The sequence below is a fragment of the Oerskovia turbata genome, assembly GCF_000718325.1.
GTDB lineage: Bacteria > Actinomycetota > Actinomycetes > Actinomycetales > Cellulomonadaceae > Oerskovia > Oerskovia turbata.
In genome coordinates, this window is sequence record NZ_JOFV01000018.1 from 1 (window position 1) to 14,281 (window position 14,281).

Annotated in this window: 10 protein-coding genes; 1 reads left to right on the top strand and 9 read right to left on the bottom strand. The window is 71.4% G+C overall.

Annotated features, from left to right (window positions below):
• From IE95_RS20545 to IE95_RS0116040, 5 genes are all read right to left on the bottom strand, one after another.
• Positions 1–131: FAD-dependent oxidoreductase (locus tag IE95_RS20545; RefSeq protein ID WP_157283438.1), on the bottom strand; the 131-nt coding region annotated here is incomplete at its 3' end.
• Between the two features lie 156 nt (positions 132–287).
• Positions 288–2,213, bottom strand: a complete 1,926-nt coding sequence (locus tag IE95_RS0116025) for a protein kinase family protein (protein ID WP_030152630.1) — start codon at positions 2,211–2,213, stop codon at positions 288–290.
• Positions 2,214–2,272: 59 nt separating this feature from the next.
• The gene (gene murJ / locus IE95_RS0116030; RefSeq protein WP_030152631.1) at positions 2,273–4,006 is read right to left on the bottom strand and encodes a murein biosynthesis integral membrane protein MurJ; all 1,734 of its coding nucleotides are present in this window, start codon (positions 4,004–4,006) and stop codon (positions 2,273–2,275) included.
• 104 nt (positions 4,007–4,110) lie between these two features.
• Positions 4,111–6,465 carry a DUF6049 family protein gene (locus IE95_RS0116035; RefSeq protein ID WP_129429629.1) on the bottom strand — a complete coding sequence of 785 codons (2,355 nt, stop codon included), beginning with the start codon at positions 6,463–6,465 and terminating at the stop codon, positions 4,111–4,113.
• Positions 6,462–7,121, bottom strand: coding sequence for an NUDIX hydrolase (locus IE95_RS0116040; RefSeq protein WP_084690370.1), 660 nt, complete (start codon positions 7,119–7,121; stop codon positions 6,462–6,464). Before IE95_RS0116040 ends, IE95_RS0116035 begins: the two co-directional genes overlap by 4 nt.
• 183 nt (positions 7,122–7,304) lie before the next feature.
• Between IE95_RS0116040 and IE95_RS0116045 the strand changes: the two genes are divergently transcribed.
• Complete coding sequence (locus IE95_RS0116045; protein WP_240666397.1) at positions 7,305–8,723, top strand: CCA tRNA nucleotidyltransferase; 1,419 nt, start codon at positions 7,305–7,307, stop codon at positions 8,721–8,723.
• 136 nt (positions 8,724–8,859) lie between these two features.
• On the opposite strand, the gene IE95_RS0116050 is transcribed toward IE95_RS0116045, so the two are convergent.
• The 4 genes from IE95_RS0116050 to IE95_RS0116065 form a co-directional block, all read right to left on the bottom strand.
• A complete protein-coding gene (locus IE95_RS0116050) occupies positions 8,860–10,395 on the bottom strand; it encodes an MDR family MFS transporter (protein WP_084690359.1) in 1,536 nt (511 codons plus the stop codon).
• 233 nt (positions 10,396–10,628) lie between these two features.
• Entirely contained in the window at positions 10,629–11,966 is a 1,338-nt protein-coding gene (locus tag IE95_RS0116055) for an MFS transporter (protein ID WP_030152640.1), read from the bottom strand.
• 444 nt (positions 11,967–12,410) lie between these two features.
• Positions 12,411–13,502 (bottom strand): inositol-3-phosphate synthase, encoded by a 1,092-nt coding sequence (locus IE95_RS0116060; protein ID WP_030152642.1) that lies wholly within the window; start codon positions 13,500–13,502, stop codon positions 12,411–12,413.
• 51 nt (positions 13,503–13,553) lie between these two features.
• Positions 13,554–14,162: a PadR family transcriptional regulator gene (locus IE95_RS0116065; protein ID WP_036572368.1), complete on the bottom strand. Its 609-nt coding sequence runs from the start codon at positions 14,160–14,162 to the stop codon at positions 13,554–13,556.
• Positions 14,163–14,281: the final 119 nt, after the last annotated feature.

Genomic DNA, 14,281 nt, shown 5'->3' on the forward strand with positions numbered 1-14,281 from the left:
GCAGTGATCGAACCCGCCAGGACCAAGGGCTCAAGACCCGCACGCGCGGCATACACAGCAGCCGTGTACCCAGCGGGGCCCGAACCCACGATGATGACGTTGCGCGGTGTCGTGGGGGTCTGTTCCGTCACGTGTACTCCTCAGTGGTGGGTGGTGCACCGGGTGCAACGCCGGATGGCGTCGTTCTGTTCCGAGGGCACCGTCGGCCGGTCGGCCTGTGGATAGGTCAGCCTGTGGATGGTCAGCACACGCGACGGGTCGCGCTCCGGCCGGGCGCAGTCACGGGGTCAGTAGACCGTGATCTCCTTGAGCTCGACGCGGAACTTGCCCTCGGCGTTCGTCGGGAGCTCGGTGATGAAGAGGACGAACGTGGTGCCCTCCGTCGCGGGATCGAGCTCGAGCTCGACGCTCTGCGAGAAGGCCGCCGATGCGAGGACGTCGCCACCGTTCGGTTCGTCGTCCGTGATGGCGCGGACCTCGACGTGGCCACCCGTGTTGTTGGTGTCGAGGACGATGCGCTGGACGGTCGCCTCGTCGGCAAGAGTGAAGGTGTAGCCCGTCCTCGACTTGTTGCCGCCGAAGGCCGCCGAGTTGTACGAGTACGTGTACCAGAACGTTGCAGGGTCGCCGTCGACGGCGAAGGGCACGGCCTCGGGCTTCTCACCGACGTCGTTCGGGTCCGTGACGTCCGGGTCCAGCAGGCCGCCTTCGGCGATGGCGAGCGGCTCGGTGTTCACCGGCACGTCGTCGTCGTCCGGTGTCTCGCCGGGCGTCTGGGCGCCGCTCGCCCCTGATCCCCCCTGATCCGAGCCCGGGGTCACGACGGCGTCGAACGCGCCCAGCCCTGACTTCACTCCCCAGATCACCGCGACGACGACCAGGAGGAGCACGATCGGCATGATGATCCAGGTGGTCTTGACACTGGTCTTCTTCGCGCTCGTGGTCGCGAAGGGCCCTGTCCGTGGCTCTGCGGCAGCGGTCTCGGCCGGTGCGTGCCCAGCCGGTGCCTGCGAAGCCGGCGCGTGCGTGGCCACCCCGACCGGGGCTGACGGTACGGGAGGGGGCGGTGGCGCGGTGGGGTAGGTACCCGTCGCGGGTGCCGTCGGAGCGGCCTGGTAGGTGGCGGGCACGTCGGCGTAGGTGGGCGCGGGGTAGCTGGCCCCGTCGGGGAGGGACGAGGACCCTGCGAGAGGCACGCGGTGGATACGCCCGGTCGCGGGCCGGTGGAAGGGGACCGCGGGCGGCGGAGTCCCCGGAGGAGTCGAGAGGGGGACGTCGAAAGCGCTCCGGATCGACTGTCTGCTCACGCGGTTCGCGGGGGGCGGGGCAGCGGGCTGGACGAACGCCGGCAGTGCCGCGACCACGGACAGCGCGCCCCACGGCTCGAGTGCGCTCACGAGGTCGGCCGGGGACGAGGGGGGAGCGCCGAGGCTGTCGAACTCCTGCGTGTCGTCGCTGGTCGTCGCGCGATCTGCACCCACCCGAGCACGTGCGGTCTCTGCGTCGGCGAAGACCTTGGTGCACAGCTCCGACAGGTCGGCGGGAGCCCCGGGGACGAGGGCCGACAGCGGGAGCACCCCCGCTGCGTCGCGCTGCGCGGGCAGGGGGTGGACGGAGTCGGGACTGATCCACGGGACGTCGAGGCTGGTCCCCGCCCAACGCGCCGTCATCGCGTAGTAGAGAAGCGCCACCAGCCCCAGGGTGTCGGTGCGCGACGTCTCGTCGGCGTCGTGCTGGTCCTGGCCGCTGATGCCCGCGTCGAGCCCGAGACCCGTCACGACGACCCGGTCCCCGTCGACCCGCAGGGCCTCGGGACGCAGCGCCAGGTGGTGGACGCCGCGTCGTCGGGCGACCTCGAGCGCGGACGCGGCCTCGCCGACGATCGCACGCGCCTGCTGGGCGTCGACGATCCCGCCCGCCACGACCTCGGACAGCGTGATCCCGGTGAACGGTTCCGTGATGACGTAGGCGAGGCCGTCGTCCGTCCCGACGTCGAGGACCCGGGTCAGTCGGGGGTCGGTGACGAGCGCGGCGCGTCGCGCCGAGTCGATCGCCTCCGCGACGTGCTCCCCGGCGAGCAAGGAGACCCGCACGGGACGGTTCAGGATCGAGTCGTGCGCGGACCAGGCGGTGACGTCGACCAGGTCGCTCGCCAGCCGTTCGGCCAGCAGGTAGCGCCCCACCAGTGTCGTGCCGGGTCCTGCTGCGGTCACCTGCCCACCTCGAACTTCCTTGCCGCTGACATCTTCCCCCCACATGGTACGGGCGTCCTCTATCTCGTGGCCGGGCGTCGCCGCCCGAGCTTGTGGAGCAACGGGTCGGCGAGCTGGTCGAGCTCACGGACCCTCATGACCTTGAGCCCGCCGATGTACACGACGGTCATGATGATCCCGACGACCGTGGTGACCACGGCGGCACGCAGCCACGAGAGTCCGTACAGGTCGCCGAAGAGCTGGAGGACCCCCCAGCCGGCCGCGGCGCTGATCCCCGCGGCGAGCACGGTCTTGACGTGCATCCGCACGATGCGGAACGCGTCGAGCCCGTGCAGCTTGCGCCGAAGGCCGGCGGTCCGCAGGAGGACCGCGACGACGTTCGACAGCGACATCGCCGCGCCGACCCCGACGACCCACCACACGGGGTCGAGAGTGCGCGTCGCGAGCCAGGCGATCCCCACGAGGGCGAGCGTCGCCGGGACCTGGATCCAGAAGACCGTCTTCCCGTCCTCGTACGCGTAGTAGACCCACTTCATGAGAACCATGCCGCCGAGGGGGACCAGGCCGAACGCCATGGCGACGAGGATCTGGCTGACCGCCACCGCGCTCGCCGGCGTCACGTTGATGAGCAGGAGCTTGGTGATCGGCAGCGCCAGGATCGCGAACACGGCCGTGGCGAACACCGTGAAGACGCCCACGGTCCGTACACCGCGCGACAGGTCGTGCCGGACCCGCGCGAAGTCCCCGGCGCCGGCCGCGGCACTCATGCCGGTGAACAGGGCCGTGGCGATCGACACCGTGACGAGCGAGTGCGGGAGCAGGTAGATCATGAGCGCCTGCGTGTACGCGGCGTTGCCGGCGACGGCAAAGGCCTCGGGGGCGCCCGTGACGACGCCGGTCACGACACCGTTCGCGACGGGGTCGCCGGCGTAGGTGCCGAAGGCCTGCTGGAGTGCGGCGGCGGGCGCGCTCGAGGCGAACTGCGTCGTGAACAGGACGCCGACCTGCTCCAGGATGACCGCGCCGAACGTCCAGATCGCGACCTGTCCTGCCGAGCGCAGCCCGATCCCGCGCATCCCGAGGCGGAAGTGCCATCGGAACCCGGCGCGCCACAGGGGCAGGATCAGGACGAGCGCCTGGGCGGCGACACCGAGCGTCGCGGTCCCGGCCAGGACGGCGATCTTGGCGCCGTCCCACGTCCCGAGGTCGTCGGCAGCGCCCGTCGCGTAGGGCCCGTAGATCGCGATGAACGCACCGAACCCGACGATCGAGACGATGTTGTTGACGACCGGGGCCCACATGAACGGGCCGAACTGCCCGCGGGCGTTGAGGACCTGGCCGAGCAGCGTGTACAGACCGTAGAAGAAGAGCTGCGGAGTGCACCAGAACGCGAACGCGACGGCGAGAGAGAACTGCGCGGACCCCCACCCGTCGGTGTAGAGGGTGACGATCACCGCGGCGCCCGCCGTGAGGATCAGGCTCAGCCCGAGGAGCAGGACCCCCGAGAGGGTCAGCAGCTTGTCGAGGCGCTCCTGGGGGTTCTTGGAGCGGTACGCCCGGACGATCTGCGGGACGAGGACAGCGTTGAGGACGCCCCCTGCGAGGATCGCGAACAGGACGTTCGGGATCTTGTTGGCGACGTCGAACGCGTCCGCGGCCAGCCCGGTGGTCCCGATCGCGGTGACGAGCAGGACGTTGCGGACGAGCCCCAGGATGCGGGAGACCGCGGTGCCCGACGCCATGAGCGCCGAGCTCCGGCCGAGGCTGCTCTTCGCGGGGGCGGCGGCGGGCACGGACGCGTCCGGAGCGTCGGAGGTCTCATGGGCCGCGTCGGCGGGCGGCGGGGCGTCCGAGCGGGAACGGCGGGTCCGTGGGACGCCGGCAGGTCGGGCGTGCTTCACCCGTCGTGACCTGTCGAGCGGCCCGACGGCGCCGCGCCGCCCTGAGCTCCCGGGACACCTGTCGCGGGGGTCAGCTCGGCGACGCGGCGCGGTGACCGGCCCCGGCGGATGGTGCGCCAGATGCCGCCGATCATGAGGAGCGCGACGAGTCCGGCGAAGATCGCGGTCCCGGTGTTCTCCCACTCGGCGCGGACCTGCACCACGAACTCCGACGGCGGTGAGACGACCGTGCCGACGGGCACGCTGAGGAGCTCGACCGAGACGCTCACGTCGCCGCTGCCGATGGCCCGGACGGGAACCTTGAAGTCGACCTCGGCCCCGGCGGGAACCGGGCCGGCAGGGAACGAGACGACCTTGAGGAGGGCGTTGTCGGGCCGCAGGGCGACCTGGACGGTGACGGGCTGGTCGAGCGTGTTGCGCACCCTGACAGGGAGGTTGCCCGACGTGTTGATCAGCATGACGTCGAGCCCGCGGGGGACGACGGACACCGTCGACCGGATCAGTGCCGCACCCTCGACCGCGGCCTCGACGGCCTCGGTCCGCTCGTCGGGAAGGGACCGGTAGGCGATCGCGGTGGGGACCACCAGGGCGGGTTCCGCGCCCTGGACGACCGGCGCGGGATCGGTCGCGATCGTCGCGAAGTCGGCGACCTCGGTGCGTGCGCGCTGGAGCTTGTTCATCTCGGCGGCCGGCAAGGTTCCGTCGGTGACCTCGGCCTCGGCCAGCGGGCTCCTCGCGACGTCCGGCACCGGCGACGCCAGGAGCTCGTCGACGGGTGAGACGTCCACCCAGGCCGCCCCGTGCAGGGCTCCGAGGACCGTCGAGAGCGCGGCGTCGTCCGGGTCCCACGAGCGGGGGAGCGCGACGACGAGATGGCGCGACTCGGTCGGCCGCTCGGAGGCCACGACCGCGAGGTCTGCGAGGAGCCGCTGCGTCCCGTCGGCGGTGGACCGGACCTCGGCGTCGCGCTCGACGCTCGTCGCGTCGGCGAAGACCTCGGTGAGCGGCTGATCGGCGACCAGGGCCGTCGCAGGGCCCGCGTCGGTCGCGACGGTGGCGAGGCCGGTCGGGGTGTAGTTCACCGAGCTCTCCGGGGCGAGTCCGTCGCCCTGGACCACCACCAGCGGTGAACCCGACCGGACGCTCGTCCCGACCGTTCGCAGGTCGAGGACCCCGTCGGCCGGGTACGTGAGATCGGTCCGCCAGGCCGGGTCGACCGTGGTGCCGTCCGGGAGAGGGGTCGTCGTGGCGGGAAGGGCTGCACCCACCTGCGCGTAGGCGGCGGGGTCTGGGTCGTAGGGGCGCAGACCGAAGACCGTTCGTCCGGCGGTCCCGTCGCGCAGCAGCATCGCCCACGCGTGGGAGGCGGGCTCTGCGGACCTCTCGGCAGCTGCGAGGACCGCGGGGTCTATCGCCCAGGCGATGTCCGGGACGTCCGCCGTCGCGGACACGAGTCGACCCAGGCGCCGGTCGGTGCCCAGCTCGTCGTCCACGGCGCCGACCTCGACGGCCCCGCTGCCCGGGGTCGCGTCGCCCGAGGAGTCGTCGCCCGAGGGGGCCGAGAGCCCCAGGGCGGGGCCGGTCACGGGCGCGATCAGGCTGATCCTGACCGGGAGGGGGGCCGGCGACTCTCCCCACAGGAAGAACGTGCGCAGGACGTCGAGGCGTTCGCGGCCGTCCTCGACGGTGACGGAGAGGGGACGGGGGCCCCAGACCGAGCCGGGTTCGAGGTTGAGGTCGTCGGCCGTGACGGAGAAGGTGACGGTGGTGTCCTCGCCGGGGGCGAGAGGATCCAGGTTCTCCACCGCCATGCGTCCCGCGACCTGCTGCGACGTGGGGCCCTCGGCCCACGCGTCGAGGGCCGACCGGGTGCTGACGACCCGCCAGTTGACGCCGAGCGTGGCCCGGGGGGTCTCGAGCGTGTCCTGGGTGCCGTTGTGGATGCGCGCCACGACCGTGAGCGTGTCGCCGGGTACGACCGTGGTCGGCGACATCGAGACGAGCGTCGTCGAGACCGCGCCCGCCTCGTCGGACGAAGCCGTCGGGTCCGTGTCCGCGGTGAGGCGGTCCGTCCCCAGGGCTGCGGTCCGCCCGTCACCCGTCGCCCACGGTGCGGTGGGCGTCATGGCAGCTGGCGTCGTGGCAGTGGCGGCCGAGGGCAGGACGGCGAGGCCGAGGACGAGCAGGGAGGTGAGGAGAGCACGCGTACGCGACCGAGCGGCTCGTCGGGGGCCGGTGGTCGACGACCGGAGGGTGCCGTGGCCCGGGGTGCCCTGGGCCACGAGCGGGGCGTGCGCTGCTGGGCGGCGCGTCGAGGCGCGGCGTGCGCCACCGGGGAAGTGAAAGCTCATGGGTGGTCGGTCGGGTTCCGTGGGTCGTCGGGTGCCGGCCGGCTGGTACGGACGACGGTGCGAGTCACGGTACCCCGGAAGTGGGCGTTCGTGCGTCGCCCCCGGAGGACGTCGTGGGCGACCGCCGCGAGTCGTCGCTCGTTGGGGTAGGACAGACGATCGGGCAGCTCGTCGAACGGGATCCAGGCGACGTCCTCGGCCTCGCCGTCGGGGTCGCCCTCGACGGTGAGTCGCCCGCCGGTCGCCCGGAGCAGGAAGTGGTGGACCACCTTGTGCACCCGGCGGTCCTCACCCGTGAACCAGTAGTCGATGATCCCGAGCGGCTTCTGGACGGATCCGGTGATCCCCGTCTCCTCGGCGATCTCCCGGACGGCGGCCTCCTCCGGTGTCTCCTCGCCTTCGAGGTGGCCCTTCGGCAGGCACCACTCGAGTCGGCCGCCGCGGTTGCGGCGGGCGATGACCGCGGCGCGGAACAGGCCCTCGAACGTGTCGACGACGAGCCCACCTGCGGAGATCTCCTCGACGACGGGGAGTGGTGGGGGCGGTCCCGGCGAGGGCGGGGGGTCCCGGTGGGTCTCCGGGTCTCTCCGCAGCGCGTGACCACCGGGCGGTGCAGGTACACCGCGATGGTCCGGAGAGTGCGCTGGGGTGGACATGACCCAACATTACCGAGTGTGGAGTCCGCGCCTGATCTGGCACGCTTGGATGTCGTGCCGACTCCTTCCCAGAACTCTCCCGTCCCCGACCCCGTCGCGCTGCCCGCCGAGGGGTCTCGCGGGGTGCCGACGACGCCCGAACAGCTCGAGCTCCTCCGGCGTGCGCTGGCGGTCCTGACCGAGATGGCGCCCGCCGCGATCGAGCTGGGCGAGCTGTTCCGTGCGGCAGGCCACGAGCTGGCCCTCGTCGGCGGCCCGGTCCGGGACGCGTTCCTGGGGCGGGCGAGCAACGACCTCGACTTCGCCACGTCGGCCGACCCGGACCAGACCCAGGCGCTGCTCGCGGCGTGGGGTGACGCGCACTGGGACATCGGCAAGGAGTTCGGCACGATCGGGGCCAAGCGCTTCGCGCCGAAGGGGAGCCCGCGGGGCACGGGGGAGCTCGTCGTCGAGGTCACGACGTACCGCACGGACGAGTACGACCCGGCGTCGCGCAAGCCGCTCGTCGCGTTCGGCGACACCCTGGTCGGTGACCTGTCGCGGCGTGACTTCACGGTCAACGCCATGGCGGTCCGGGTCCCGGAGATGCTGTTCGTCGACCCGCACGACGGGCTCGGCGACCTCGCGATCGGTGTCCTGCGTACCCCGATCGCCCCGGAACGCTCGTTCGACGACGACCCGCTGCGCATGATGCGGGCGGCGCGGTTCGCGGCCCAGCTCGGGTTCGAGGTCGAGCCCGCGACGCGTGCGGCGATCGTCGACATGGCGTCGCGCATCGAGATCGTCTCGGCCGAGCGGGTCCGGGACGAGCTGACCAAGCTGCTCCTGTCCGCGGACCCGCGCAAGGGGCTCGAGGTCCTCGTCGAGACGGGCCTGGCGGACCACGTCCTGCCCGAGCTCCCGGCGCTGCGCCTCGAGATCGACGAGCACCACCGGCACAAGGACGTCTACCAGCACTCGCTGACCGTGCTGGAGCAGGCGATCGCCCAGGAGACCGGGCCCGACGGCGTGGTGCCCGGCCCGGACCTCGTCCTGCGTCTCGCGTCGCTCCTGCACGACATCGGCAAGCCGGCCACGCGCCGGTTCGAGTCGGGCGGCGGCGTGAGCTTCCACCACCACGAGGTCGTGGGCGCCAAGCTCGCGGCGAAGCGCCTCAAGGAGCTGCGCTACGACAAGGACACCGTGAAGCAGGTGGCCCGGCTCGTCGAGCTGCACCTGCGCTTCCACGGGTACGGCGAGGGGGAGTGGACCGACTCCGCGGTGCGCCGCTACGTGACCGATGCGGGGCCGCTCCTGGAGCGCCTCCACCGCCTCACGCGCGCGGACTCGACCACGCGCAACAAGCGCAAGGCGCAGCGCCTGTCCGACGCATACACCGACCTCGAGCAGCGCATCGAACGGCTCCGTGGGGAGGAGGAGCTGGCGTCGATCCGCCCCGACCTCGACGGGCAGCAGATCATGGACGTCCTGGGCATCTCGCCGGGCCCCGAGGTGGGACAGGCCTACAAGTTCCTGCTGGAGCTGCGCCTGGACCGTGGACCGCTCGGCGAGGACGTCGCCCGTGCAGAGCTGCTGGACTGGTGGGCGTCGCGCGAGGGGTGACGCCGGACGCCCGGACGCCGGACGCCCGGACGCCGGACGCCCGGACGCCGGACACCCGGACGCCGGACACCCGAAGGGCGGGCACCGATGGGTGCCCGCCCTTCGGGCACGGTCCCCTGCGGGACCGGTCGAACCGTCAGCGGCGCTCGGCCGCCTCGCCCGCCGTCTCGAGGACGGGAGCGTCCTGCACGAGGGGCGCGACGTCGTCGGGCAGGACGGCCGGGGTCTCCACGACCGCCGGCCTGCGCAGCAGGAACGACAGCGCGACCGCGACGAGCATGACCGCAGCACCCCAGACGAACGCGGAGGACACCCCGTCGGCGAGGGCGACCTGCGGGCTCGCGCCCTCCGCGGTCCGGGCGACCTCGTGCGAGGTCATGACGGCGATGAACAAGGCCGTCCCCGCCGCGCCCGCGAGCTGCTGCACCGTACCGATCATGGCGCTGCCGTGCGAGTACAGCGACGGCTTGAGCGCCGAGAGCGCACCCGTGAACAGCGGCGTGAACACGAAGGCCAGACCCAGGCTCAGCACCACGTGCGCGCCCAGGACGAACCACGGCGACGTCGTCGCGCCGACCGTGGTCAGCGCCGCGAGCGAGACCGCGACCGCGCTGAGCCCCGGCAGGACCAGGGGGCGCGGGCCGACGCGGTCGTACAGGCGACCGACGGTGGGGCCCAGAAGACCCATGATCAGGCCGCCCGGCAGCATCATCAGCCCCGTGTAGACCGGGTCGAGCCCCAGCGAGCTCTGCAGGTACAGCGGCAGCAGGATGATCGAGCCGAACAGCGCGATCATCGCGACCGCCATGATGCCGAGCGAGACCGTGAAGCCGCGCGAGGAGAACACGCGCAGGTCGAGCAGCGCCGCGTCGCGGCGCTGGAGCGTGAGCTGGCGTGCCACGAACAGCACGAGGAACACGGGCCCGACGACGAGCGGGATCCACACGGGCACGGCCGGCGTGGCGCGCGCAGCCTCGCCCAGGTTGGACAGGCCGAAGACCAGGCCACCGAACGCGAGGACCGCGAGGAACAACGACAGCGGGTCGAGGCGCGTGTGTGTACGGTCGGCGGAGTCCTTGACGTACTTCGCGCCGACCACGAGCGCGACGAGGGCGATCGGCAGCACGAGACCGAAGATCCAGCGCCAGGACAGGGTCTCCAGGACCAGGCCGGACAGCGTGGGCCCGAGGGCCGGGGCCGCGGCCATGACGATCGCGACGTTCCCCATGATCCGGCCACGAGCCGACGGCGGGACGAGCGTCATGATGGTCGTCATGAGCAGCGGCATCATGATCGCCGTGCCCGACGCCTGCACGACACGGGCCCCCAGGAGCCAGCCGAAGCCCGGAGCGAACGCAGCAAGGGCCGTGCCCGCGCTGAACAGCGACATCGCGAGCAGGAACGCCCCGCGCGTCCCCAGACGCTGGAGCAGGAAGCCCGTCGCCGGGATGACGACCGCCATCGTGAGCATGAAGGCCGTGGTCAGCCACTGGCCCGTCGACGCCGTGATGTCCATCTCCTCCATGAGGTGAGGGAGCGCGACGCCCATGGTCGTCTCGTTGAGGATCACGACCGACGCCGACACCAGGAGGAGCGCGATCACGAGGAAGTTCTCGCGAGACAGCTTCTCCGAGACGGGTAAGGACGGGGCGGTGCTCTGCGGTACCTGCATGGGCTCTCCTGTGGGTCGGTGCGCACTCACGCGACGAGGGACGGCGCGCAGCGAGAGGGGGAGCGTCGGGTCGGGATGTCGTACGCCCTACGAGAACTACGCTCAACCATCCTCGGATATTCCCCCGGTCCTGACGACTCCTTTTCCGGGCAGGACTCATCGGTGGCGCGACGGCAGGTCGCCACCGTACCGGGCCGTACCGGGCCGTGCGGAGGACGAGAAGGTGGGCTACCTCACCCCGCCGCGGGACGCCCGTCGGGAGCAGCCTCGGAAAGGGGAGCGGCGCCGTCGGGCCCCGCGGCGTGCCGCGCCCCGAACCGGCCGAAGACCAACGCGGCGCCCGCGTACGCGACCGCGAGGACCACGAACACCGGACGCGAGTACCCCGTGTCCGGCAGCGTGAACGCCGCGAGGGCGGCCGCACCCACGAACGCCGCGTTGTACAGGACGTCGTAGAACGCGAAGGCACGGCCCCGGAACGCGTCCGCCGTGTCACGCTGCACGATCGTGTCCACCGCGATCTTCGTCGCCTGCGCAGCCAGGCCCAGCAGCAGGGCACCCGCGTACACGACCGTGCGTGACGGCGTCGTGACCAGCAGGAGCTGGCTCGCCGACGCCAGACCCAGCATGAGCGCGATCCACAGGTGCGGGCCCGTGTACCGCGACAGCGTCGGGGTCAGCACGACGGCGAACGCGCCACCGACCCCCGTGAGACCCACGACCGTCGCGAACGTCGCCAGGCCCGCGTTCGTGTCGCCCGGGTCCGAGAGCAGGTTGCGCGAGATGAGGATCGACGCGATGAACGTGACCCCGTACAAGAACCGGTGCGTCGCCATGACCATGAGCGCCTGGCCCGGCGTGCGGCGCGCCACGAGATAGCGGGCGCCGTCCGCGAGGCCGCGAGCGACCTTCGCGATCTCGGTCGTGATCGCCGCCTCCGCGGGCCGGTCCGGCCCCAGCAGACCGCGCGACATGCGCAGCGCCAGCAACGACGCCGCCCCGAACACCAGGGCCGCGCACACCAGCGCGACCGAGTCCTTCTCCCGCCCCGGCTCGAACGTCAGGCTCAGCAGGAAACCGATGCCACCACCCACGAACGCCGCCGCAGCGCCCAGCGTGGGAGTCAGCGAGTTCGCCGTCAGCAGCAACGGACCGTCCACCACGCGCGGCAGGCCCGCCGACAGGCCCGCGAGCAGGAAACGGTTGACCGAGAGCGTGGCCAGCGCGAGCACGTAGATCCACGGCGTCACGCCCATCGTCAGCATGAGGACCGCTGTCGCGGCCGTCAGGACCACACGCACCGCGTTGCCCCACACCAGGACCTGGCGCCGGCTCCACCGGTCGAGGAAGACCCCCGCGAACGGACCCACGATCGTGAACGGGGCCAGCATCACCGCGAAGGCAGCGGCGATCGACGCCGCCGTGCCCTGGGACTCCGGGGAGAAGAAGAGGAGCGACGCCAGCCCGACCTGGAACATCCCGTCGCCCGCCTGGCTGACCAGCCGGACCGCGAAGAGCTTCCTGAAGTCGCGCAGCCGAAGCAGGACACCGAGTTCCGAGATCACACCCACCGGTTCAGGGTATGCGGTGGCACGAGCGATCCCCGCCCCCGGACGGCCCGACGGCGGCTCGCCCCTCCGCATCCGGGGGTGCACCGGGGTGCGGGGGCGGGGCGGGCAGGAGGCTGGCCCGGCAGCGCGGACGGTGGCCGGAGCCGTCTCGCCCCGGTGCCCCGGGCCACGGCGAGCCGACGGGGCTGGGGAGCGACGCCGTCGGGCCGTGCGACGCGAGGCCGGACATGCGAAGAGGGCCCGGAACCCTCAGGTTCCGGACCCTCCTCGTGAGCTGTCAGAACGAGCGTGGGCTCTGGCTCACGCTCGTTCTGACAACCCGGAGCTCGCTACGGATCAGCGCAGGTACCTGTGGTCGCGCTGGTCCTGCACTCGCAAGCTCGCTACGGATCAGCGCAGGTACGTATGGTCGCGCTGGTCCTGCACTCGCAAGCTCGCTACGGATCAGCGCTCGGTCTCGCCGGCGATGAAGGCCTCCAGAGCCGCACGGCCCTTCGTGTCCTCCATCTGGACCGGCGGGGACTTCATGAAGTACGTCGACGCCGAGAGGATCGGGCCACCGACGCCGCGGTCCTTGGCGATCTTCGCGGCGCGCACGGCGTCGATGATGATCCCGGCCGAGTTGGGGGAGTCCCAGACCTCGAGCTTGTACTCCAGGTTCAGGGGCACCTCGCCGAACGCGCGACCCTCGAGGCGGACGTACGCCCACTTGCGGTCGTCGAGCCACGCGACGTAGTCCGACGGGCCGATGTGGACGTTGCGGTCCTCGGTCTTGCCACCGAGGGGACCCTCGAGGTTCGACGTCACGGCCTGCGTCTTCGAGATCTTCTTGGACTCGAGGCGCGTGCGCTCGAGCATGTTCTTGAAGTCCATGTTGCCGCCGACGTTCAGCTGGTACGTGCGGTCCAGCACGACGCCACGGTCCTCGAAGAGCTTCGCGAGCACGCGGTGCGTGATCGTCGCGCCGACCTGCGACTTGATGTCGTCGCCGACGATCGGGACCCCGGCGGCCTCGAACTTCGCGGCCCACTCGGGGTCCGACGCGATGAAGACCGGCAGGGCGTTGACGAACGCGACGCCCGCGTCGATCGCGCACTGCGCGTAGTACTTCGCGGCGACCTCCGAACCGACAGGGAGGTAGCAGACGAGCACGTCAGCACCCGACTCCTTGAGCGCGGCGACGATGTCGACCGGCTCGGCGTCCGACTCCTCGATGGTCTCGCGGTAGTACTTGCCGAGGCCGTCGTTCGTCACACCACGCTGGACGGTGACGCCCAGGGGCGGCACGTCGGCGATCTTGATCGTGTTGTTCTCCGAGGCGTTGATGGCCTCCGAGAGGTCGAAGCCGACCTTCTTGGCGTCGACGTCGAAAGCGGCGACGAACTCCAGGTCGGACACGTGGTAGTCACCGAACTGCACGTGCATCAGTCCGGGCACGGTGCTGCTCGGGTCAGCATCGCGGTAGTAGTGCACGCCCTGGACCAGGGAAGATGCGCAGTTTCCGACGCCAACGATGGCGACGCGGATGGAGGACATCCTCGCTCCTTGCTGTCAGTGCCGGGGCGCTGCGCGCCGACGGCTTCGTAGTTAGTGGTTGTCTTGCCCGTGACGGTTCTCGGGGCCGCTCGACGGCCGGGTGCGACGACGGTCGCGCTCGGTCGTGATCAGTCCGTCGAGCCAGCGAACCTCACGTTCGACCTGTTCCAGGCCGTGACGCTGCAGCTCAAGGGTGTATTCGTCCAGGCGCTCGCGAGTGCGGGCGGCGGACTCCTTGACCGACTCCAGCCTCTCGGTGAGCCGGCTGCGCCGGCCCTCGAGGATGCGGAGACGGGTCTCGGCGTCGGTCTGCGCGAAGAACGCGAACCGGACGTCGAAGCTCTCGTCCTCCCAGGCCGCCGGTCCCGAGGTCGCGAGGACCGTCTGAAGACGCTCCTTGCCCTCGGCCGTGAGCTGGTACACGATCCGGGCACGCTTGCCGGACAGTGCGTGGGGAGGGGTGGTGGGTGACTCGGTGCCGACGATATGGCCGTGCGCGACCATCGCCTTGAGCGCCGGGTAGAGGGAACCGTAGGAGAAGGCGCGGAACGAGCCCAGCATCAGGTTGAGCCGCTTGCGCAGCTCGTACCCGTGCAACGGGGACTCGTTCAGGAGGCCGAGGATGGCGGTCTCGAGCACGTCCGAACGGCTGCGTGCCATGACACCTCCTCCGTGGACCGGGCCGCACGGAGGGCGGTTCGGGCTTGCTCACCTACTCGATGTATCGAGTCGATACATCGACAGGCTAGGTGCAATCGCACCGCTGCGCAACGCGTCGG